Origin of the sequence: Arthrobacter sp. YAF17, from assembly GCF_052113365.1 — a bacterium.
Lineage (GTDB): Bacteria > Actinomycetota > Actinomycetes > Actinomycetales > Micrococcaceae > Arthrobacter.
On record NZ_JBFRDB010000026.1, the window covers coordinates 12572 to 35780 of the forward strand.

16 protein-coding genes are annotated in these 23209 nt (G+C 68.2%); 7 read left to right on the plus strand and 9 right to left on the minus strand.

The features are described 5' to 3' along the window. Nucleotides 1-15: 15 nt before the first annotated feature. The 4 genes from AB4Y67_RS17145 to AB4Y67_RS17160 are packed head-to-tail and all read right to left on the minus strand — an operon-like array spanning nt 16 to nt 7264. Nucleotides 16-1014: a GNAT family N-acetyltransferase gene (locus AB4Y67_RS17145; protein WP_441406956.1), complete on the minus strand. Its 999-nt coding sequence runs from the start codon at nt 1012-1014 to the stop codon at nt 16-18. A 21-nt stretch (nt 1015-1035) separates the two neighbouring features. Further along, nucleotides 1036-4575, minus strand: a complete 3540-nt coding sequence (cydD, locus tag AB4Y67_RS17150) for a thiol reductant ABC exporter subunit CydD (protein ID WP_441406957.1) — start codon at nt 4573-4575, stop codon at nt 1036-1038. A 6-nt stretch (nt 4576-4581) separates the two neighbouring features. Then, nucleotides 4582-5631 carry a cytochrome d ubiquinol oxidase subunit II gene (cydB, locus tag AB4Y67_RS17155; RefSeq protein WP_441406958.1) on the minus strand — a complete coding sequence of 350 codons (1050 nt, stop codon included), beginning with the start codon at nt 5629-5631 and terminating at the stop codon, nt 4582-4584. A 37-nt stretch (nt 5632-5668) separates the two neighbouring features. After that, complete coding sequence (locus tag AB4Y67_RS17160; protein WP_441406959.1) at nt 5669-7264, minus strand: cytochrome ubiquinol oxidase subunit I; 1596 nt, start codon at nt 7262-7264, stop codon at nt 5669-5671. A 357-nt stretch (nt 7265-7621) separates the two neighbouring features. Here AB4Y67_RS17160 and AB4Y67_RS17165 point away from each other — a divergent pair, with 357 nt between their 5' ends. Both AB4Y67_RS17165 and AB4Y67_RS17170 read left to right on the plus strand, forming a co-directional pair. Then, entirely contained in the window at nt 7622-8008 is a 387-nt protein-coding gene (locus AB4Y67_RS17165) for a BlaI/MecI/CopY family transcriptional regulator (protein ID WP_441406960.1), read from the plus strand. Nucleotides 8009-8014: 6 nt separating this feature from the next. Further along, entirely contained in the window at nt 8015-9004 is a 990-nt protein-coding gene (locus AB4Y67_RS17170) for a M56 family metallopeptidase (RefSeq protein WP_441406961.1), read from the plus strand. A 91-nt stretch (nt 9005-9095) separates the two neighbouring features. Here the strand turns inward: AB4Y67_RS17170 and AB4Y67_RS17175 are convergent, their stop codons facing one another. Further along, entirely contained in the window at nt 9096-11204 is a 2109-nt protein-coding gene (locus AB4Y67_RS17175; RefSeq protein WP_441406962.1) for a DNA gyrase/topoisomerase IV subunit B, read from the minus strand. 241 nt (nt 11205-11445) lie between these two features. Between AB4Y67_RS17175 and AB4Y67_RS17180 the strand changes: the two genes are divergently transcribed. Further along, nucleotides 11446-11667 (plus strand): DUF7455 domain-containing protein, encoded by a 222-nt coding sequence (locus AB4Y67_RS17180; RefSeq protein ID WP_441406963.1) that lies wholly within the window; start codon nt 11446-11448, stop codon nt 11665-11667. 162 nt (nt 11668-11829) lie between these two features. Here AB4Y67_RS17180 and AB4Y67_RS17185 read toward each other — a convergent pair whose 3' ends face one another. The 4 genes from AB4Y67_RS17185 to AB4Y67_RS17200 all read right to left on the minus strand — a co-directional run bounded on the left by AB4Y67_RS17185 (nt 11830) and on the right by AB4Y67_RS17200 (nt 17319). Then, nucleotides 11830-13167: an RNA polymerase sigma factor gene (locus AB4Y67_RS17185; protein ID WP_441406964.1), complete on the minus strand. Its 1338-nt coding sequence runs from the start codon at nt 13165-13167 to the stop codon at nt 11830-11832. Between the two features lie 395 nt (nt 13168-13562). Next, on the minus strand, nt 13563-14870 hold the full coding sequence (locus tag AB4Y67_RS17190; protein ID WP_441406965.1) for a DUF4192 family protein: 1308 nt from the start codon (nt 14868-14870) through the stop codon (nt 13563-13565). Between the two features lie 136 nt (nt 14871-15006). Continuing rightward, nucleotides 15007-16344 (minus strand): MFS transporter, encoded by a 1338-nt coding sequence (locus AB4Y67_RS17195; protein ID WP_441406966.1) that lies wholly within the window; start codon nt 16342-16344, stop codon nt 15007-15009. Nucleotides 16345-16380: 36 nt separating this feature from the next. After that, complete coding sequence (locus tag AB4Y67_RS17200; RefSeq protein WP_441406967.1) at nt 16381-17319, minus strand: proteasome assembly chaperone family protein; 939 nt, start codon at nt 17317-17319, stop codon at nt 16381-16383. A 307-nt stretch (nt 17320-17626) separates the two neighbouring features. Between AB4Y67_RS17200 and AB4Y67_RS17205 the strand changes: the two genes are divergently transcribed. From AB4Y67_RS17205 to AB4Y67_RS17220, 4 genes are all read left to right on the plus strand, one after another. Beyond that, nucleotides 17627-19153 (plus strand): leucyl aminopeptidase, encoded by a 1527-nt coding sequence (locus tag AB4Y67_RS17205; protein ID WP_441406971.1) that lies wholly within the window; start codon nt 17627-17629, stop codon nt 19151-19153. Between the two features lie 251 nt (nt 19154-19404). Further along, the gene (lpdA, locus tag AB4Y67_RS17210) at nt 19405-20790 is read left to right on the plus strand and encodes a dihydrolipoyl dehydrogenase (RefSeq protein WP_441406968.1); all 1386 of its coding nucleotides are present in this window, start codon (nt 19405-19407) and stop codon (nt 20788-20790) included. Nucleotides 20791-20916: 126 nt separating this feature from the next. Beyond that, nucleotides 20917-22671, plus strand: a complete 1755-nt coding sequence (gene sucB, locus AB4Y67_RS17215) for a 2-oxoglutarate dehydrogenase, E2 component, dihydrolipoamide succinyltransferase (protein WP_441406969.1) — start codon at nt 20917-20919, stop codon at nt 22669-22671. Between the two features lie 144 nt (nt 22672-22815). Beyond that, a complete protein-coding gene (locus AB4Y67_RS17220; RefSeq protein WP_441406970.1) occupies nt 22816-23166 on the plus strand; it encodes a hypothetical protein in 351 nt (116 codons plus the stop codon). Nucleotides 23167-23209: the final 43 nt, after the last annotated feature.

Below are 23209 nucleotides of genomic sequence, written 5' to 3' on the forward strand. Positions count from 1 at the left end.
CGTGTGGACGGGTAGCTACAGTTCCTTGTCCCACGCCATGCTGGTGTTGACGGCGACGTAGCCCATCTTGGCGTAGAGGGCCAGGGCGCCGGTGGGGTTTTCCGAGTCGACGTCGAGCGAGGCCTTGTCCATGCCTGCCGCGGCGAAGCGGCGCATCGCATCGGCGAGCAGGGCCTGCGCCACCCCGCGGCCGCGGTACTCGCGCCGCACGCCCAGCAGGTCCGTGTAGCCCTCTTTGTAGCCACGCGACACGGCCCCCACCTCGTCATGGCTCGCGAGCTGGTAGCCGGCCACTTCCCCGGTGGACCGCTCCACGGCGACGGCGCTCAGGTCCGGCCGGGCCAGCGGATCATTCACCACAAAGCCCCATCCCTCCTCATCCCGGGGCTCGCTGCCCCAGTGGTCCCGGAAGGCGTCATTATGCGCCAGCCGGACGGGCTCGTGCAGCTCGGGTCCGAAGCCCACGAGTTCCAGTCCCTCGTCCAGCACGGCATCGGGAAGGCCGTCGTTGAGGGGCCGGTGCATCTCGTTGTAGTAGCGGACAATCCGGTAGCCGGCGTCCTCGAACAGGGCGGCCTGATGCGTATGCTGCTGCTCGCTATGGAGCCGCAGCCTCGGCGTGGAATCCGGCACGGCGTCGTCGGCGAAACGCTGGCGGGTCCTCGCCTCCATCCAGCCCAGCAGTCCGGTGCCGATCCCTTTCCCTTGCCAGGCGGGATCGACGCAGCCGTACCCGATGACCTTATCGCCGTCCGGGTTCTTAGTGATCCGGCCGTAGGCCCGGGCCACCCCGTCCGGGTCGAAGCCGAGGATGGTGTTCGCGTCGGCCGGGTTCTTCCGGGAATCGAGGACCTGTTCCAGATCGGCGCGGCGCTCGAACCAGACGGGCTGTTCGACGGCGGCCGTCCGGGCAATCAGCTCCGCCCAGCCGTCCAGGTCTGCGGTCCCGGCGGGCCGCCAGTGCAGGCGTGGGTCCAGGCTGGTTTGCGGCCCTGCGTCGGGGTGTCCGTTCATGCCAACAGGCTAACGTCCGGCCTACCCCCGCGCCAGCAAAGGCGTTGACTCCGGTGTTGGCCCGGTGGCCGGTGCGGCCGCACTGTCCAGGTCGAGGCGGCTGTCATCCGGGGAGATGTCGTCCGGGTTATGCGTCACGAGGACCACGGTGCGGTCCCGCAGCCCGTTCCGGAGTTCGGCCAGCATCGCCCGGCCGGACTCCGCATCCAGGTGGGCGGTGGGTTCGTCCAGCAGGATCACGTCCGCCCCGGTCAGGAGCGTGCGGGCCACGGCAAGGCGCTGCCGTTCGCCTCCGCTGAGGAAGGCCCCTCCCGGTCCGATCCGGGTGTCCACGCCGTGCTCCAGCCGCCCGATCAGCGGCGCGAGGCCAACAGCGGCCAGGGCATCCTGCAATTGCTGCTCCGTTGCTCCCCCGCGCTGGCCTTCCGGAAGGCCCAGCAGCAGGTTGCCGCGGATGGTCGAGTCGAAGAGGTGCGCCTCCTGCGGGCACCAGGCCGCACGCCCGCTGAGCAGGACCTGACCGCCGGCGGCCGGGAGGAAGCCCAGGACGACGGCGAGCAGCGTGGATTTTCCGGACCCCGAGCCCCCGGTGACGGCGAGCCAGCGGCCGGGTTCGGCGGTGGCGGTGACGCCGGTGAAGACCGGCGGGCCGCCCGGCCACGCGGCCGCAAGGTCCCGGAGCTCGATCCCGGCGTGGCCGCCAGGCCTGCCGGCCACGGGGACCAGCCCACCGGACGCGTCGGCGTCGGCGCCGTCGAGGACGCCGGCTTCGCCGACCCGCCGGAGCACGGCACGCAGCGCCGGGTACTGGCGGACCGCCGTCGTGATGGCCGCGTAGGGCTCCACCAGCGCGAGTTGGAGCAGGACCACGACGGCGACCGTCGACGCTTCGACCGCACCGCTAAGGGCCAAGGGGGCCGCCAGCACCGCGCTGGCCAGGGCGGCAGTGCCGCAGGCCAGCACCGTCAGGCCCTGGCCAAGCCCTTCTGCCCATGCCGAGCGTTGGGAGGCTGCGGTTGCCGAGCGGTCGGCCCGCGTGATGGCGGCGAGCACCGGCGCCGCGACGCTGTTGGCGTGGAGTTCGGCGCGGGCGTCGAGGGCCGCCGCGACCTGGCGGAGGACGCCGGAGCGCAGCCGCTGCTCGTTCCTGGCGGACATCCGGTCCGCGGCCAACGCGAGGGCCGGAGCTGCCGCGAGGCTCACCAGGGCGGCCGCGACGACGGCGGGAAGCGCGGCCGGCAGCAGCAGGGCGATGCCGGCGACGGCCGCGGCTCCGACGGCGACGGCGGTCAGCGGCGGCAGGACCACGCGGGGCAGCAGCTCCCGGACCGTGTCGACGTCGTCCACCACGGTGCCCAGGACGTTGCCGCCCTGCAGCAGCCGGCGCAGCGAGAGGGCGCGGCGGCTCAGCGACTCCCAGAGCCTGCCACGGAGCCGGGTCAAGGCGGCGAAGACGGCGTCATGCAGCAGGAGCCGTTCGAGGTAGCGCAGGCATGCCCGGCCGATGCCGAAGAACCGGACGCCCACGATCGCCGTGAGCAGGTACAGGATGGGCGGCTGCTCGCTGGCGCGGATGATCAGCCAGCCGGAGAGCCCGGCGAGGGCGACGGCGAAGAGGGCCGCCAGGGTGCCGACAACGCCGGCCGCGGCGAACTTGGCCCCGACCGGGGCGAGCAGCCGGCGGAGCTGGGCGGCCGTGGAAGCGCTCTCGGTGCTTCCGGCGGCCCCGTCGTGCGGCATGCCGGTGTTCCCGGCCGGCCGGAATCCGGGCTGACCGGGCTCGGCCGGTCCGGCGTCGGCCCGGCGGACCTCAAAGTGCGGGGCTTCGACGCCGGGCACGCCGGCAGCGGCAGTGGCAGTGGCAGTGGCGGCCGCAGACTCGATCGTGGCGCCGGGTGCCACTGCCACAAGGTTGTCGGCGAGTTCCCGGGTCTGCCGGTCGTGGGCCACCAGCAGCACGGTGACCTTTCCGCGGAGCGCGGTGATGGCGCCGCTGACCGCGGTGGCCGATTCCCGGTCCAGGTGGGCGGTGGGTTCATCGAGCAGCAACAAGGTGGCGCCCGCCTCGATCCGGGCGAGGCCGCGCGCCAGTGCGGCGCGGCGCAGCTCCCCCGGGCTGAGTTCGGCGGGATGCTTCGCGGCGAGGTGCTCCGCGGCGCAGGCTGACAGGCAGCGCAGGGCCGTGGCGTCGCCAATGCCGGACAGGGAACCAGGTCCGGCGCCGGATGCCGCGTCGGCCGCCGCAGCTCCCAGATACAGCCGGACTTCGTCCAGCACGGTCGGGGCGACCATCACGGGATGCTGCGGCACCCAGGCGATGTCCGCCGTCGTAAACCCTTCGAGCCGTCCGGTGACCGTTGTTTGCCGGTCGGGCCGGTCAGCGTCGCCGCCGGTTCCGATGGTGCCCGCCAGCACGCCCAGGACTGTGCTCTTGCCGGCGCCGCTGGGGCCGTCGAGGGCGGTGATCCGTCCCGCGGAGGCGGTGAAGCTCAGAGGCCCGACGGCGGCATCCGCCCTGCCGCCGTAGCGGACCGTCAGTCCGGCCACGCTGAGGGCGGGCGGGCCCGCGGGGACACCGGATCCGGCGTCGGAAGCGGAGGAGGCGGCAGCGGGCCGCAGCGGAGCGGGCTCGGGCGCTTCCAGGACGGTGGTGGTTTCGGCGAGCGCGGCACGGCCTTCATCGCTGGCGTGGTGTGCGGTGCCCAGTTCGCGGAGCGGGAGGTAGCAGTCGGGGGCGAGGATCAGGGCCAGCAGCCCCGCCTCGAGGGCCATGTCGCCGTGCACGAGGCGGACACCGATGAAGACGGCGACGACTGCGACCGAGATGGTGGCGATGAGTTCCAGTGCAAGGGCGGAGAGGAAGGCGGTCCGCAGGGTGCCCATGGTCCGGTGGCGGTATTCCTCGGAGAGGTCCTCGAGGGCCTTGCGTTGGGCGGTGGCGCGGCCCAGGCCCACGAGGACGGGCAGGCCCTTGGCGAGCTCGAGCATGTGGCTGGACAGCCGGGCCAGGGTCGACTGGGCCTCCCGGACGCGGTCTTCGGTGTAGCGGCCGATCAGGACCATAAAGAGCGGCACCAGCGGCACGGTCAGCACGATCACGGCGGCGCTGATCCAGTCGGCAAACAGGATGCGGGCGCCCAGCAGCAGCGGGATCGCTGCGCAGTTCACCAGGGCGGGCAGGAACTGGGTGTAGTAGTTGTCGAGGGCGTCCAGTCCCCGGGTGGCGAGAATGGCTAGCCCGCCGTCGGAGGGGCCGGCGGCCCGGGTGCCGTTGCGCAGCGTACGCTCGAGCAGTTGCGAGCGCAGTTCCTCCTTCACGCCCAGCGCGGCCCGGCGCGAAGCAACGGCCTGGGCCCAGACGGTCAGGGACCGCAACACGACTCCGGCGACCCCCCAGTACAGCTGGTCACCCCAGCCGGGATCGCCTGCCATCAGCCCGGCAAGCATGGAGGCTACGGCCTGCCCCATCAGGACGAGGGACAGTGCCTTCAGGGCAGCAAGCAGGCCCAGCAGGTAGAGGGCGGCGCGGTTGGCGGGGCCGGAGGGGAACTGCGGTGTCATAAGTTGTTAGTCCTTTGGTGCCAGCGCCCTGGCGGCGATGGCAGGGAGGAAACTGTGGGCCTCGGGAATGTGCGCGCTGCTCACCCGGCGCCGGAAGACCCAGTACGTCCAGGCCTGGTACGCGAGGACCAGCGGCAGCCCGATGCACGCGACGATGCTCATCAGCCCCAGGGTGTAGTCCGAGGAGGAGGCATTGGAGATGGTCAGGTTGAAGTCCGGATTCAGCGTGGACGGCAGCACAACGGGGAACGCGGCACCAAAGATCGAGGCGCTGCCCAGCAGCAGGAACGTGCCCAGGGACAGGAACGCCCGGCCTTCGGCACCCGTGCGGGCAAAGTTCCACGCCAGGACGGCGGCCACGACGGCGGCGACGACGGCCAGCACGGTCCACACCTCGCCGCTGAGCAGCTGCAGGCTGACCGCCCAGCCCGCCATCGGCAGCAGGAGGACAGGCAGGAGCCGGACGAACCACTGGCGTGCGCGGTGCCGGACGTCGCCGTCGGTCTTCAGCGCCAGGAAGGCGAGGCCGTGCAGCAGCGAGAATCCGACGACGGCGAGGCCGCCGAGCACTGCGTAGGCGCTGAACCAGGCGAAGGGCCCGCCTTCTCGGTCGCCGTTGGCGTTCAGCGGAAGTCCGGTGGTGGTGAGCCCCAGGGCGGCTCCGATACCGAAGGCCGCCACGAGGGAGCCCAGGGAGATGGCCCAGTCCCAGCGGGCACGCCACCGCGGGTTGTCCACCTTGCCCCGGTACTCGAAGGCCACGGCGCGGAAGATGAGGGCCACCAGGACCAGCAGCAGCGGCAGGTAGAGCGCGGAGAACAGGGACGCATACCAGAACGGGAAGGCCGCGAACGTGGCGCCGGCGGCGGTCAGGAGCCAGACCTCGTTGCCGTCCCAGACCGGGCCGATCGTGTTGAGCAGCACGCGGCGTTCGGTGTTGTTCCGGGCGAAGCCCTTCATCAGCATTCCGACGCCGAGGTCGAAGCCCTCGAGAAAGAGATAGCCCGTCCACAGCACCGCGATGGCGATGAACCAGATGGTGGGAAGCAGTTCCATGCTGAGTATCCTCTGCGTTTCTTGTGGGAGCGAAGGCCTAGTAGGCGAAGGCCAGGACGTCGTCCCCGGGCTTGCCGGGGCCACCGTCCTTGGGGGTGGCGTCCTCGTTCTCGTCGACGGGGACGTGCGCGAGTTCCGGCATGGCGCCCGCAACGCCGCCGCGGATGTACTTGACCAGCAGCTTGACCTCGACCACCAGCAGCACGGCGTACACGGCGGTGAGCACGATCAGGGAGGTCAGCAGCTCGCCGGCCGAGACGCCGGGTGAGACGGCCGCGGCGGTGAACATAAACACCTGGTCGATCCCGCTGGGGTCCGGGTTGGGGGCGACGACGAACGGCTGCCGGCCCATCTCGGTGAAGATCCAGCCGGCCGCGTTGGCCCCGAACGGCGCCAGGATTCCGAACACTGCCAGCCGCATCAGGCCGCGGGAGGCGGGGACGGTCCCCTTGCGGGTGAGCCAGAGCGCGACCGGCGCCGCTGCTGCCGCCAGGATGCCGAAGCCGATCATCATCCGGAAGCCCCAGTAGGTGACCTCCATGACCGGGACGTACTGGATCTCCTGGCCGGCCCGTTCCCCGTAGATGGGGTTATCCGGCAAGTGGGTGCCGTAGTCGGCCTTGTACTGGTCCAGCAGGCTGTTCACGCCCTGGACCTCGGTGGTGAAGTCCCCCTTGGCAAGGAAGGACAGGATGCCGGGGACCTCGATCACGGCGACGATGTCATCGCAGTTCTTGGAGCCAAGGTTGCCGATGCTCAGGATGGAAAAACCGGTGCCGTCGTGGCAGGCCGCTTCGGCGGCCGCCATCTTCATGGGCTGCTGCTCGAACATGAGCTTGCCTTGCAGGTCGCCGGTGAAGGCGGTCCCGGCGAAGGAGATCATGGCGACGACGGCGCCGATCCGCAGGGAGCGGATCCAGACGGCGTGGTCGGTGCGGTCCCGGCCGGGGATTGCGGACTCGCCGGGAACCACCTTGCCGTCCGCCCCGATCGTGTCGATCCCGTCGTGGCGGCGGCGCCACAGGTGGTACCAGGCGATGCCCAGCAGGAAGGCGCCGGCGACGGCGAGGGCGCCGAAGATGGTGTGCGGGACGGCGACGAGGGCGGTGTTGTTGGTGAAGACCGCCCAGGCGTCGGTCATCACGGGACGGCCGTCGATCATCTCGACGCCGACCGGGTGCTGCATCCAGCTGTTCGCCACGATGATGAAGTAGGCGGAGAAGACCGAGCCGATCACGGCGATCCACAGGCAGGCCAGGTGGACGGCGGGTTTGAGCTGCTTCCAGCCGAAGATCCACAGGCCAAGGAACGTCGATTCCACGAAGAACGCCAGCAGGGCTTCCATGGCCAGCGGAGCCCCGAACACGTCGCCCACAAAGCGGCTGTACTCACTCCATGCCATGCCGAACTGGAACTCCTGCACAATGCCGGTGGCGACGCCCATGATGAAGTTGATCAGGAAGAGCTTGCCCCAGAACTTGGTCATCCGGAGGTACTCGGGCTTGCCGGTGCGGTGCCACATCGTCTGGATCACGGCGACGACCAGGCCCAGGCCAATGGTGAGCGGCACCATCATGAAGTGGTAGACGGTGGTGATTCCGAATTGCCAGCGTGCGATTTCCAAGGCGTCCAAGGCAGTCCCTAACTTTGCTCGGCGAGCAACTTCTACGTCACGTAGAAAGCTTCTTCTACAGAGTGTAGAACACTTTGATGGTTGCCCGCACACCAGAGTCCCACGGGGCGCCGCGGCCCGCAATGGAGGCCTCGCCGGTCGGCGCAGGGCCCTTACCGGCCCCAGTGCAGCCTTCAGCCGGGCCTCCCCCGCCGGCTGAAGGAAACGGCCCGGGAGCGGGGCGCGACACGCCCGGGCGGCGCAGTTCTACTTCATGTAGAAACTATCCGCAAAACACGGTAAATTTAGGACTGAAGTATCCACTTACCGCCCGGCCGAATCGATTGGCCGAAGCGGCACTCAAGAAGGACGTACGGAATGGCAAGTCTCGGTGAACTGGAACGGGCAGTGATGGACCTGCTCTGGGCAGGCCATGAGGCTGCAACGGCGAACACGTTGCGGGATCTACTTGCGCAGAGCACCCGTGCGGAAAACGGCACCGCAGGGCATGAGGGCAAGGACCTGGCCGTCACGACGGTCCTGACCGTACTCTCGCGCCTCGAGCGCAAAGGCCTGGTGGCGCGCGAACGCGGCACCCGCCCCCACCGCTACCAGGCAGTTTCCAGCCGTGAGGACCACACCGCTGAACTGATGCACGAGGTCCTGGGATCCGCGCCGGACCGGGAGGCCGTGCTGGCACGCTTCATTGGCTCCGTCACCGACACCGAGGCAGAAACGCTGCGCAAGCTGCTGGGACTCAGCTAGCACCCGATGTTCTGGACCTCATGGTTTCTGGCGGTCCTGGCGGTAGTGCTGGCCTGGCCGGTGCCTATCCTGCTTTCCCGCGCCCAGTGGCCGGCGCGTTCGCCGTTCACGGCCATGCTGCTTTGGCAGGCCATCGCCCTGGCCGGCGGGCTGTCCATGATCGGCGCCATGCTGGTCTACGGCCTGGAACCGGTCGGCGACAACCTGCTGGCGGGGCTGGAGGCCCTGGCCGGAATGGTGTTCAACAATGCGCCCACCACGGAACTGGGCTTCTGGCATATCTTCGCCCTCTCGGCCGCGGCGTTGCTCACTGCCCATCTGGTGTTCACGCTGCTGCTGACCTATTACAAGATCCAGCGCCAGCGGCGGCGGCACCGGGAACTGCTGGCGCTACTGGCCTCCCCCTCCGCGGACGGGCCCAGGACCATGGTGATCAACGTCGACTCCCCCGTTGCGTACTGCCTGCCCGGAGGCGCGCGTTCGGTCACAGTGCTCTCCGATGGGCTCATGGCGGCACTGGAACCCGCAGAGCTCCGCGCTGTCCTGAACCATGAAAACGCCCACCTCGACCAGCGCCACCATCTGCTGCTCTGGGCCTTTGCAGCCTGGCGGCAGGCCCTTCCCTGGCTGCCCACCACGCGGCTGGCCCAGGAAGCGGTCAGCTCGCTGATCGAGATGCTCGCCGACGATGTCGCGCTAAAGACCGCGAGCAAGGCCACCCTGATCAAGGCGATCGCGATTGTGGCCAGCGGATCGCCTGGCGCCCCGGACGCCCGGATGGCCTTCGGCGGACCGGAACTGTCCGACGTCGAGCCCGGCCAGCCCGGTGCCACCGGCGGCTCCGATTCGGCCCGGACGACGGCGTCCCGCGTCAGCCGCCTGCTCTCCCCGCAGCCTCCGCTGCCGGAACCCGTGCGCGCCGCGGTGGTCGCGGCCTGCCTGCTGCTGCTGGCGGTCCCGACGGCCCTGCTGATCGTCCCCGGCCTGCTGGGCTGAGGCCCTCCGCGGGGGTGCCGCCAAAGGCGGCCGTCGTGTGCTGACTACACAGGTGCCGGGCCCGCCGACTGTCTCCGGCCGGCGCCTGGTGTCAGGCGTCGATGCGCTCCCGGTCCAGGCTCGCGGCCCCGGCGATGATGAAGTCCTTGCGGGGGGCGACGTCGGAGCCCATCAGCAGGTCAAAGGTCTCCTCGGCCTGCTTGGCGTTGTCGATGCCTACCTTGCGCAGGGTGCGGTGCCGGGGGTCCATGGTGGTCTCGGCCAGCTGCTCCGCGTCCATCTCGCCCAGGCCCTTGTAGCGCTGGATCGGTTCCTTATACCGTTTGCCTTCCTTGGCAAGCCTGGCCAGCAGGACGTGCAGTTCAGCCTCCGCGTAGGTGTAGATCATCTCGTTGGCCTTCTGGCCGGCGTTGATGACCTCCACCCGGTGCAGCGGCGGGACGGCAGCGAAGACGCGGCCCTCCTCGATCATGGGGCGCATGTAGCGGAAGAACAGCGTCAGCAGGAGCGTGCGGATGTGGGCGCCGTCGACGTCGGCGTCGGTCATCAGGATGACCTTGCCGTACCGGGCAGCGCTGATGTCGAAGCTCCGGCCGGAGCCTGCGCCGACCACCTGGATGAGGGCCGCGCACTCGGCGTTGGAGAGCATGTCGCCCACCGAGGCCTTCTGGACATTGAGGATCTTGCCGCGGATGGGCAGCAGCGCCTGGAAATCGGAGGAGCGCGCGAGTTTGGCGGTGCCCAGCGCGGAGTCGCCTTCCACGATGAACAGCTCGGACCGCGCGACGTCGTCCGTGCGGCAATCCGCGAGCTTGGTGGGCATGGAGGACGTCTCGAGGGCGTTCTTGCGGCGCTGGGTTTCCTTGTGGACGCGGGCGGAGATGCGCGACTTCATCTCGCTGACAACTTTTTCCAGCAGCAGCGCCGACTGCGCCTTGTCGTTGCGGTTGGATGAGGTCAGCTTGGCGTTGATTTCCTGTTCGACCACCTTGGCCACGATGGCCCGCACGGCCGAGGTGCCCAGGATCTCCTTGGTCTGGCCCTCGAACTGCGGCTCGGCAAGCCTGACGGTGAGGACTGCGGTGAGCCCCGCGAAGATGTCGTCCTTTTCGATTTTGTCGTTGCCGGCCTTGAGCTTACGGGCATTGGTTTCGACCGCTTTGCGGAAGGTCTTCAGGAGCGCCTGCTCGAAGCCGGACTGGTGGGTTCCGCCCTTGGGCGTGGAGATGATGTTGACGAAGGTGCGTACGGTGCTGTCGTAGCCGATGCCCCAGCGGAGGGCGACGTCGACCTCGCAGTCCCGCTCGACCTCCTTGAGGTGGCTGTGGCCCTTCTCATCCAGGACCGGCACGGTTTCCTTGAACTTGCCGGCGCCGTGGAGCCGCCAGATGTCCGTGACTGCGGGGTCGGCGGCGAGGAACTCGACGAACTCGGAGATGCCGCCGTCGTGGTGGAACACTTCCTCGTGCGGGCCGGACTCGCCCGGGGTGCCGGGGAGCCTGCGCTCGTCCCGGACGGTGAGTTTGAGGCCGGGGACCAGGAAGGAGGTCTGCCGGGCGCGGGCGGCGAGTTCGTCGTAGGAGAACTTCGCGTCCGGGGTGAAGATCTGGCGGTCCGCCCAGTAGCGGATCCGGGTGCCGGTGACGCCGCGCTTGGCCTTGCCCACGACGTCGAGGACGGAACCGTCGATGAACGGTTCGAACACTGCGGCCGGGTCCGGCCTGGTTCCGCTGTCCTTGAAGCGGCCGGGCTCGCCCCGGCGGAAACACATCCGGTAGGTCTTGCCGCCCCGGTCGACGTCGACGTCGAGACGGGCTGACAGGGCGTTCACGACCGAGGCGCCGACGCCGTGCAGGCCGCCCGAGGCGGTGTAGGAGCCGCCGCCGAACTTGCCGCCGGCGTGGAGTTTGGTGAAGACAACCTCGACGCCGCTCAGCCCGGTTTTTGGTTCGATGTCCACCGGGACGCCGCGGCCGTCGTCGTGGATCTCCACCGAGTTGTCCGCGTGGAGGATGATTTTGATGTCGTGGCCGAAACCGGCGAGAGCCTCGTCCACGGAGTTGTCGATAATTTCCCAGAGGCAGTGCATAAGACCGCGGGAGTCGGTGGAGCCGATGTACATGCCCGGACGCTTGCGGACCGCTTCGAGACCCTCCAGCACGGAGAGATGCCGGGCGGTGTAATCAGAACTGGGTGCCACGGGGCGGAGACTCCTTCAGGAACGGGACCGTCGCCATGGGGACGGGCAAAGCTGTTTGGCGCTCTTCCTAGGGTAGTCGGAGTGCCGCCGTCCGGCGTGCTGCCACTCCCCACGGCGGCTCCGCGCGCGGGAAGCCGTTACCGAGACGTGATACGCGTACAGCGAAAGTGGGTCATCCCAGCCATGGTTTCGCTGCGAATGCTGGTTATATAGGTATACCGATCTACCAAGGAGGCCGAACATGACAACAGCAGTTGCGGACCGCACACTCAGCACCGTCGACCGGTGCGATCGCTGCGGAGCACAGGCGTATGTCCGGGTTGTTCTCGGCGCCTCCGGGGGTGAGCTTCTTTTCTGCGGCCACCACGCCCGTGCCGTAGAACCGACGCTCAGGCCGCTCAGCTCCGACTGGCACGACGAGACGGCTCGTCTTCACGAGAAGCCGCCGGTTCCGGTCGACTAGACCAATTGAGAAAGGGTCCTTCCGTTTTTCGGAAGGGCCCTTTCCGCTTTAACCCGGCTCCAAGCGGTGCTATCCCGCACTTAACGAAAACGCGGGGTCACTTCCGGCCCAATCCTCCGAAGAGGATGGGCAGGACGTGACCCCGCGTTGTTTGGTTCGTGCCTAGTCCAGGTAGTCCCGGAGGACCTGGGACCGCGACGGGTGCCGCAGCTTGGACATGGTCTTGGATTCGATCTGGCGGATCCGCTCACGCGTGACGCCGTAGACCTTGCCGATTTCGTCTAAGGTCTTCGGCTGTCCGTCGGTCAGGCCGAAGCGCATGGCGACCACGCCGGCCTCGCGCTCGGAGAGGGTGTCCAGCACCGAGTGCAGCTGTTCCTGCAGCAGGGTGAAGCTCACGGCGTCGGCCGGGACCACGGCCTCGGAGTCCTCGATGAGGTCACCGAATTCCGAGTCGCCGTCTTCGCCCAGCGGGGTGTGCAGGGAGATCGGCTCGCGGCCGTACTTCTGGACCTCGACGACCTTTTCGGGCGTCATGTCCAGTTCGAGGGCCAGCTCTTCCGGGGTGGGTTCGCGTCCGAGGTCCTGCAGCATCTGGCGCTGCACGCGGGCGAGTTTGTTGATGACTTCCACCATGTGCACCGGGATGCGGATGGTGCGGGCCTGGTCGGCCATGGCGCGGGTGATCGCCTGGCGGATCCACCAGGTGGCGTACGTGGAGAACTTGAAGCCCTTGGTGTAGTCGAACTTCTCGACAGCACGGATCAGGCCCAGGTTGCCTTCCTGGATGAGGTCCAGGAAGAGCATGCCGCGGCCCGTGTAGCGCTTGGCCAGCGAGACAACGAGGCGGAGGTTGGCCTCCAGCAGGTGGTTCTTGGCACGCTTGCCGTCGTGGATGACGAATTCGAGCTCACGCTTGAGCTTCGGCTCCATGGACCCGTCGTCGGCCGCGATCTTTTCCTCGGCAAAGAGTCCGGCCTCGATGCGCAGGGCGAGGTCGACTTCCTGCTCGGCGTTCAGCAGGGCGACCTTGCCGATCTGCTTCAGGTAGTCCTTGACAGGGTCAGCGGTGGCACCGGCGGACATGACCTGCTGCACGGGGGCGTCGTCGTCGTCGGCATCGGAGTAGACGAATCCGGAGCCGGTGGCGGCTGTGGCGGCCTTGCCCGGGATCTCCTCGCCGTCTTCACCGATCTCAACGGCTTCAACGACGGCATCGTCGAGGTCAACCTCGACATCGTCGTCGGCGTCGTCGTCACCGTTTGCGGCTTTGCCTGCGGCCTGTGCCGCGGCTTTGGCGCCGGGCTTGGGCCCGCGCTTCTTGGGTTCAGGCTTGGCGACTGCCGATGCGGTGCCGTCACCTTCGGCCAAGGCGGCGTCTTTGACAGCCTTGTTGGCTGCGCGCGTGGCAGCGCGCTTGGCGCTCGTCGCCGCCTTCTTCTCCTCAGGGGACAATTCGGCCTGGTCGGCGGGTTCCTTCTTCGCGGAAGACGGGGTCACAGAAAACCTTTCTAGCGGCGGTCTGTGGAATCACCATACGGGCAACACCACTATGACCCTGTCAAGTCCGTGTTTTCCATCAGGTGCAATCACGACCAGCAGAGCCACTAAGTAGAACTCCTGGGGCGACCGTAATGTTCCCTGTTTCCAAGGTCGACTACGAGCACTTAATACACGGACCCAACCGGGTCTCGGCAACCATTGTCTCACGATTTTCGGAATCGACACCGCTCGCCGCCGACCGTGGCCAGCCAGCTGCAATATCCTGCGACCGGCGCCGCGGCCCGACCACGGCGGGGGCCGCGCCGCCCCGCCTTACGTCACCCCACCTCACCCCACCGCACACCGCATCCGCTTGCCCGCCCCGCTTCCGCACCGCCCCGCTATGGCTTTCGTCAGGCCACGTCCGGCTCGAAGCGCTGCCAGGCCGTCTCCCTCCTGCCCGCCCAGCCACAGAGAGTGCCGCGGCTTGTGAGTTCGTCCAGCAGTGCAGCCAAGCGGTAGCCCGGGTGTTCCGCGTCCGCGCGGCTGAACAACGCGTGGGCGTAGGACCCCTTGCCCCGGCACCATTCAATCCACCCCCGCCCGGTCAGTGCGGCTGCTCCGGCCTCGCCGCCGTCCGTCCCGAGCTGCTCAAGAATCCGCTCCAGGCTGGCCATCCTGGGCCAGTCGGGCACCGGTGGCGCCAGTCCCAGCAGTACCTCCCCGTAACCTGCCACCTCCGGCGGCGGCTGCTTCACAAAAGCGCTGCCGGACCCGGCTCCCCGGCCACGCGGCTCCCGCGGCGGGAATCCGTCCAGCGGCGGCAACGGAACAGGCGCCAGCGCCCCCGCTACTGATTCAGGCGGCCGACCATTCCGCCCGGCGCCGGGCGCACCGCCGCCCGGTGCCCCGGAGTCGAACACACCGAACTCCTCGGCGCCGCGTTCGGCGGTCTCGGGCCCGGCCGCGGCCATCACCAGGACCGCGTCGCGCCAGGGCAGTACGCACAGGGACGCCCGCAGGTACCCGGTGAGCGCCGCCGGCATCTGGGGCAGCGGCGAGGCCGCGGCCAGGACCCGGGACCAGACGTCCAGGACCTGGGCGAACTGCGCCTGGTCCCGCGCGCGGGAGGAGAACAGCCGCGCCCAGTCCCGCTGGGCCTCCAGCACTGCGGGATCCGCAACCGCCGGCGACGTTCCGAGCTCGGCGCCGGGGGCCGCGCCGACAGTACTGCCACGGAACACCATCTCGGCGTTCAGCCGGCTGTTCCTGATCTCGTCCACGGGCCGGCCCGGCGGTGCACAGCACGACGGGTCAAGGCAGTAGGCATTGCGCCAGTACTCCGCGCCGACGAGCCAAGCATCCCGGACCGGCATGCCGGCGTCGGCCAGCGCATGTTCGAGCTCGGCCAGGAGCGCCGCCCAGGGTGCACTGTCCTGGCGGGCGTCGGCGTCGGTGAAGAAGGCGAGCAGCGACCCGTCCGCTTCGTCGTCGGCTTCCAGATAGGACGCCACGGAACGGGCAAAGGCGGCCGGCCCGGCCGACCCCGGGCCCTCGGGGCTCTCAGGGGTGGGAAGGTCCACCCGGAGCGTGGCTCCGAGCCGTTTGCCCTGCATGGTCATGGCCACGAGGCTGCTGGCCGGCCAGTAGCCGAGGGAATGCGGTATGAACCCGAGGATATCCTCCGGGCCGGTGATTCTCAGGTGATCTTGAGCTGTCATAAGGCCAGCTTGGCCGGGCCGGCGGGCCCGGGTCAGGGGCGGGGTGCGCTATGTGGACAACCCCGGGGGAAACCGTCGGGGGCAACCGTCGGAGGCGAGACACGTTCCGCCGATCAGGGAGCCCAACAGCAGGGCGTCAGCGATCTGGCGTTCGGCGCCGCTCCGCGCTGAGCCGGCGCTGTTCGGCGAGGGCCTCGAGCAGCGGCGGCACCACGACGCCCTGGGCTGCCATCTGCCGCCGCACCTTCCGCCGGATGACCAGGATGGCCGCGGCCCCGCCTCCCAGCAGCAGGAACTGCACGCTCAGGGCGATCCGGAACGGATCGAGCCCGTACAGCTCGCCCCGGGAGAATCCGGTGGCGTAGAGGACATCCAGGACCAGTCCGATGAGGTAAATGGCGATGAGGGAGGCGATGAAGCCGCCCACGTTCACGATCCCGGTGGCAGTGCCGATCCGGTGCGCCGGGTTGAAGGTGCGGGCAAAGTCGAAGCCGATCATGGAACCGGGGCCGCCGACGGCGAGCACCACCACGAGCCCGGCCAGCAGCCATAAGGGGGAACGCCCCGGAAGGATGAGCACGGCCGCCCACGCCGCGGCGGTGGCAGCGGAGATCAGCAGGACCATGGTGGACCGCCGCAGGGGGTGCCGCGCAACGAAGGTGCCCATCAGCGGCCCGGCGGCGATGCCCGTGGCCACGTACAGAGTCATGAGCGCCGAGACCGTGGGGGTGTCCAGTCCCTGCGCGGAGATCAGGAACGGGTAACCCCAGGTCATCGCGAACACGGTGCCGCTGAACTGGACGGTGAAGTGGCTCCACAGTCCCAGCCGGGTGCCGGGCTGGCGCCAGGCATGGGACAGCGAGATCCCGGTGGCGCGCAGCCCGCTGGACGGTTCCCGCGCGGGGTGCCCCGGCGGGAAGTCCTGGAGCAGGACCAGCACCAGCACCAGGGCAAGGGCCGACATGGCCGCGAGCGTCAGGAAGGCGGGGGTCCAGCCGGCCAGATGCAGGATCATGGCGAACGGCACTACGGAAAAGAGCTGGCCGAGCTGGCCGGACATTCCTGTCAGCTGGGTGAGCAGAGGGACACGGGCGGGGGCGAACCAGATCGGGAGCAGCCGGATCACGCAGATAAAGGTCATCGCGTCCCCTGCGCCCACCAGTACCCGGCCCAGCACGCCGCCGGGGATGTTCTCGGCAAACGCCAGCTGGAGCTGCCCCAGGCCCATGAGCACGGCGCCGCCGGCAATCATGGCCCGGGAACCGAAACGGTCCACAAGGATGCCGACCGGAATCTGCAAGGCGGCGTAGACGAGGAGCTGCAGCACGGTGAAGAACGAGATTTCGGCCGCGCCGGCCTGGAAGCGTTCCGTGGCCTCGAGTCCCACCACGCCGAAGGACGTGCGCTGGCTCACTGCCACGAGGTACGCGAAGACCCCGATGATCCAGATCAGCCAGGCACGCGGTGAAGTCACTCCTCCATTATGCCCAGCAGGTGGAAAAAATAGTATTTATTCGCCGGGTTCTTTACGGGCCAGGTAGGCCTCGACGGCGGCGCCGAGGGCATCCGCATTGGGCAGCTGGTCGTTCTCGTCGGCGAGCAGGGACCGCCGGACGGTCCCTTCGGCGTTCTCGTCGTAGCGGGTTTCGAGCCGGGAAACCACCTGCTGCACATCCTCCGAGGCGTCAATCTGCTCGGCGATCTGGCGTCCGACCTCCCGGCCCGCTTCGCGGAGACGGTCCGTGGGCAGCATCAGCGAGGTGGCCGCGCCAAGGTATTCAAGGCCGGCGACGGCGGCGGTCGGGTATTCGGCTTCTGCAAGGTAATGCGGGACATGCATGACATAGCCGGCAACATTGCGCCCGGCTTCCGTGAGCCGCAGTTCCAGGAGGTGGCCGACGGCGGCGGGCACCTCGACGGTGGGCTTCCAGACCGAAATGCCCTCGATGAGGTCCGGCCGGTTGCCGTGCACCGTCACGCCGACGGGGCGGGTGTGCGGCACGGGCATCGGGATCGAATGGATCCAGGTGACGAGGTTGACGTCCAGCTCCTCGATGATTCCGACGACGGCGCGGGCGAACCGCTCCCACTGCAGGTCCGGTTCGAAGCCGGCCAGGAGCAGGAACGGGCTGCCGAGCCCGTCGACCAGACGGTACAGTGCCAGGCGCGGCGCCTGGTAGTCCTGCAGGTGGTCCTCGACGAAGCTGATCTGCGGGCGTCGGGTGCGGTAGTCGATGAGCTGGTCGGCGTCGAACTCTGCCACCCTCCCGACGTCCGGGGTGTCCAGCAGTTCGGCGGTGATCTGCTTGACGACGTGTCCTGCGTCGGCGAACCCGGTGAATCCCATGACGAGGTTCAGTCCGCGCAGTTCGGGGCTGTGGAACAGCGCGTCATCACGCAGGTAGAGCGTTTCGGGGTCCAGCAAGGAGCCGGAAATCCGTTCAATCACGGCATGTTCCTTTCGTCGTAGTCGTGGGGAGCGTCCGGGAGGGCCCTGCGGGGCGGCGGCGCTGTTATCGGGTACAACACGCCGGACCGCGGCGGCATTCCTGATCGGGGTGTGCTCCAGCTCTCATTCAATTGAACACCCGCGCCGGAGAGAGACTACGATCGGAGCTGGCCCCATGACGGCTTGAAGACACGATGTCTTTGTCCCGAATGGTCCCGTCTCAAACCGACAGTGGCTTCCGTTCCATGGCAGGGCGCCGAACATGCAGTTCCTGCCGAAAATACTCAAAGAATTGAGGACTTTCCTCGTGGTCAAGAATACCGAAGTGAAACTCAGTGCAATCGCAGGGGATCTCAAGAAGTCCCCCAGCGACGCCCTCGTCATCGGCGTCGGGCAGGGAACGGACGGCCCCGTCCTGCTCAGCAACCCCCTGACGGCCAAGGCCGCCGAGGCCCTGGCGGAATCACTGAGTGTTCTTGGCATCACCGGCGCAGCCGACCAGGCCCACCGCCTCCCCGGCCTGGCAGAAGCCGGGGCGAAGGTCCTGGTGCTCGCCGGCGTCGGCAAGGTATCCGCCACGCAGCCGCTCACCGAAGAAGCCCTCCGCCGCGCCGCCGGCTCGGCCGTCCGCCAGCTGGCCGGCGTCAGCACCGTCGCACTGGCCCTCCCGACGTCGTCACTCGGCGATGTCGCCGCCGTCGCCGAGGGCGCCGCGATGGGCGCCTACTCGTTCACCGAGTACCGCTCCTCCAAGGACGGCCTCAAGGACCCGGTAAAGAACGTCTTGATCGTCACCGACCTCGCCGCGGACAAGGGCCTCAAGGAGGTCCTGGACCGTGCCGCGCACATCGGCAAGGCCGTGAACGCCACCCGCACGCTGGTCAACCAGCCCCCGAGCCACCTCTACCCCGAATCCTTCGCGGAAGCGGCCAAGGAACTGTCCAAGGGCCTGCCCGTGAAGGTGACCGTCTGGGACGAGAAGCGCCTCGAGAAGGAAGGCTTCGGCGGCATCCTCGGTGTCGGCAAGGGCTCCACCCGGCAGCCGCGCCTGGTCAAGGTCGAGTACTCCCCCGCCAGGGCCGCCGCCAAGATCGCCCTCGTGGGCAAGGGCATCACCTTTGATACCGGCGGCATCTCGCTGAAGCCGCACCTCGGCATGGGCGACATGAAGTCCGACATGGCGGGCGCCGCCGTCGTCCTTAACACTGTGCTGGCCCTTGCCGGCATGGGCCTGCCCGTCAAGGCGACCGCATGGCTGTGCATCGCCGAGAACATGCCGTCCGGAGCGGCCCAGCGTCCCGCCGACGTCATGACCATCTTCGGTGGCAAGACTGTCGAGGTCCTGAACACCGACGCCGAGGGCCGTCTGGTCATGGCGGACGGCATCGTCGCCGCGAGCCAGGAATTCCCGGACGCCATCATCGACGTCGCCACCCTGACCGGCGCGCAGCTGATCGCCCTGGGCGACCGCACCGCCGGCCTCATGGGTTCGGACTCCGTCACCGGACCGCTCAAGGCCGCCGCCGACCGCGCCGGCGAGCTGGTCTGGCCGATGCCGCTCCCGGAGGAGCTGCGCCCCAGCCTCGACTCACAGGTCGCGGACATCGCCAACATCGGCGAACGCCACGGCGGCATGATGACGGCAGCCGTCTTCCTGCGCGAATTCGTCGGCAAGGGCAAGGACGGCGAGCAGATCCCCTGGGCCCACGTCGACATCGCGGGCCCGTCCTTCAACAATGGCAGCCCCTACGGCTACAACCACAAGCAGGGCACCGGCTGCACGGTGCGCACGCTCGTGGCATATGCCGAGGACATCATCGCCAAATCCGCCTGACCGCGGACATCCAGCTGTCCTCGCGGGTTTGTGACCGGGGCTGATCCCCCGGCCACAAACCCGCGTGACACTGGACACAAGCGCTCCACAAACGCCACGGCAAGGTGGAGCATGTATTAGTGGTTCGCTAAGGTGAACTCCGGTAGTTCCAAACGAAAGGGAACTGGCCTGCTGGCATAATCACGGCAGGGAAGTTCCAAGACCAGATGATGCGTACTCTCGTGTCATCGTTCACGCGAGGGAGCGTTTTAGTGGCCGATCAGGCAACTGCGCAAGAATTCGACATCCTGGTACTCGGCGGCGGCAGCGGCGGCTACGCAACTGCCCTGCGTGCCATTCAGCTCGGCCTCACCGTCGGCCTGATCGAAAAGGGCAAACTCGGCGGCACCTGCCTGCACAACGGCTGTATCCCCACCAAGGCCCTGCTGCACTCCGCGGAACTGGCCGACCACGCCCGTGACTCGGCGAAGTACGGCGTCAACGTCACCCTCGACAGCATCGACATCACCGCTGTCAACGCCTACAAAGACGGCATCATCGCCGGCAAGTTCAAGGGCCTGCAGGGCCTCATCAAGGGCAAAAAGGGCATCACCGTCATCGAGGGCGAAGGCAAGCTCCAGGGCACCGACACCATCGTTGTGAACGGCACCGCGTACAAGGGCAAGAACATCGTCCTCGCGACCGGCTCCTACTCCCGCACCCTTCCGGGCCTGGAAATCGGCGGCAAGGTCATCACCTCCGACGAAGCCCTCACCATGGATTTCATCCCCAAGAGCGCCATCATCCTCGGCGGCGGCGTGATCGGCGTCGAGTTCGCCTCCGTCTGGAAGTCCTTCGGCGTCGACGTGACCGTCATCGAGGGCCTGCCGTCGCTGGTCCCGAACGAGGACGCCACGATCGTCAAGGCCTTTGAGCGCGCCTTCAAGAAGCGCGGCATCAAGTTCTCCACCGGCACCTTCTTCCAGGGCGTCGAGCAGAACGCCGACGGCGTGAAGGTCACCCTCGTGGACGGCAAGACCTACGAAGCCGACCTCCTGCTCGTCGCCGTCGGCCGCGGCCCGGTCACTGCCAACCTCGGCTACGAAGATGCCGGCCTGACCATTGACCGCGGCTTCGTCATCACGAACGAGCGCCTGCACACCGGCGTCGGCAACGTCTACGCCGTCGGCGACATCGTTCCCGGCGTCCAGCTCGCGCACCGCGGCTACCAGCAGGGCATCTTCGTCGCCGAAGAAATCGCCGGCCTCAAGCCCGTCATCGTCGAAGACGTCAACATCCCCAAGGTCACCTACGCCGAGCCCGAAATCGCCACGGTGGGGTACACGGAGAAGGCTGCCAAGGAAAAGTTCGGCGACGACCAGATCCAGACCCAGGAATACAACCTCGCCGGCAACGGCAAGAGCTCCATCCTGGGCACGTCCGGCCTGGTCAAGCTGGTCCGTCAGAAGGACGGCCCCGTCATCGGCGTCCACATGATCGGCGCCCGGATGGGCGAGCAGATCGGCGAAGCCCAGCTGATCGTGAACTGGGAAGCCTACCCGGAGGACGTGGCCCAGCTGGTCCACGCCCACCCGACCCAGAACGAATCCCTGGGCGAGGCGCACCTGGCCCTGGCCGGCAAGCCCCTTCACGGCTAGCAGTTACGCCCGCACCACCGCAAGAACATTGCGCTTAGTGCACCCGGTCCGAAATGCCGGGTGCACTAAGCTCAACCAAGGCAGCAATCATCCGCACTACAGATCAATAAGGAGAACGGGGACGACATGTCTGAATCCGTTAACTTGCCCGCCCTCGGTGAGAGTGTCACCGAAGGAACCGTCACCCGCTGGCTCAAGCAGGTAGGTGACCGGGTAGAAGTGGACGAGCCGCTGCTCGAGGTTTCCACCGACAAAGTAGACACCGAGATCCCCTCTCCGATCGCCGGCGTGATCGAGGAAATCCTCGTCGCCGAAGACGAGACCGCTGAAGTCGGCGCACCGCTCGTGCGCATCGGCGACGGCTCCGGTTCCGGTTCGGGCGAGGCTGCGGCCCCGGCCGCCGAAGAGGCGCCCGCCGAGTCCCCCTCCGCTGCTGAGGCTCCGGCTCCGGAAGCCGAGGCACCGGCTGCCGAAGCCGCCGCTCCGGCACCCGCCGCCGAGGCCGCTCCCGCCGGCGAAGGCCACGAAGTCACGCTCCCCGCCCTGGGCGAGAGCGTCACCGAAGGCACCGTCACCCGCTGGCTCAAGAGCATCGGCGACACCGTCGAGGTCGACGAGCCGCTGCTCGAGGTCTCCACCGACAAGGTCGACACCGAGATCCCGTCACCGGTCGCCGGTACCCTGCAGGAAATCCGCGTCGCCGAGGATGAAACGGCCGAGGTCGGCTCCGTCCTCGCCGTGATCGGTTCCGGCGCTGCCGCCCCTGCCGCGGCACCGTCGTCGGACGCTCCGAAAGAAGCAGCAGCCCCGAAGGAAGCGGAAGCTCCCAAGGAAGAGGCCCCCAAGCAGGAAGCTGCTCCGGCTGAAGCCCCGAAGCAGGAAGCTCCGAAGCAGGAAGCCCCCGCCGCACCGGCCAAGGAAGCGGCCCCGGCCGCAGCTCCTGCTGCTGCCGCGGAGTCCGGCTACGTCACTCCGCTGGTCCGCAAGCTCGCCAACCAGCAGGGCGTGGACATCTCCTCGCTGAGCGGCACCGGCGTCGGCGGCCGCATCCGCAAGCAGGACGTGCTGGCAGCAGCAGAAGCCAAGGCAGCCCCGGCTCCCGCGGCCGCTGCAGCTTCCGCTGCCCCGGCTGCGCGCCCGTCCGCTGACCAGTCCTCGCTGCGCGGCACCGTGCAGAAGGCTCCGCGGATCCGCCAGGTCATTGCCCGCCGCATGCGGGAGTCGCTGGACATCTCCACCCAGCTGACCCAGGTGCACGAAGTGGACATGACCAAGGTCGCCAAGCTGCGGGCCAAGGCCAAGAACTCCTTCCAGGCCCAGAACGGCTCGAAGCTGACGTTCCTGCCGTTCATCGCCAAGGCTGTTGCCGAGGCCCTGAAGCAGCACCCCAAGGTGAACGCCTCCTACGACGAGGACAAGCAGGAAATCACCTACCACAACGCCGAGCACCTGGCGATTGCGGTGGACACGGACAAGGGCCTGCTGGTGCCGGTCATCAACGACGCCGGCAACCTGAACCTGGCCGGCCTGGCCGGCAAGATCGCCGACGTCGCCGGCCGCACCCGCGACGGCAAGATCGGCCCGGACGAGCTCTCCGGCGGAACCTTCAGCATCACCAACATCGGTTCCGTAGGCGCCCTGTTCGACACCCCGATCATCAACCAGCCGCAGGTGGCCATCCTCGGCACCGGCGCGATCGTCAAGCGCGCCGTCGTGGTCGCCGATGAGAACGGCGACGACTCGATCGCGATCCGTTCGATGATGTACCTCTCCCTGACGTACGACCACCGCCTGGTGGACGGCGCCGACGCGGGACGCTTCCTGCAGACGCTGAAGGCACGCCTTGAGGAAGGCGCCTTCGAAGCCGACCTCGGGCTGTAGGTTCCAAAAAAGCACGGCGACGGCGGTGCGGGCGCCGGTGGGAAACCACCGGAGTTCCCGTGCCGCCATCGCCGTTTTTGCTGTTTGTGAGCCGCACCGCGGGTCCTACTACGGTGCGTAGAAGACTCTGGCTAGACTGATGCCATGAACATCGCTTATAACGTCATGGTCTTCCTGCACATCGTCGGCGCCGCCATGATCGTCGGCATCTGGATCGGCCAGATGAAAAAGCCCACCGTCCACCCGCGCCAGTTCGACGGCGCGTCCCTGCAGCTCATCACCGGCGTCGTCATGATGGGTCTCATCCCGGCCCTGGACATGCAGGCGAACTACCCCAAGCTCGGCGTCAAGTTCGGGATCGCCCTGGTGGTCTTCGTGCTGGCGTTCATCGGCCGCCGCAAGTACAAGAAGGACGAGCCGATCAGCAAGGGCCTCGCGCACGGCGTCGGCGGCCTGGCACTGCTGAACGTCGCCATCGCCACGCTCTGGCAGTAGTCCCCTCGGCTTAACGACGACGGCGACGCACCCCGCGCGGGTG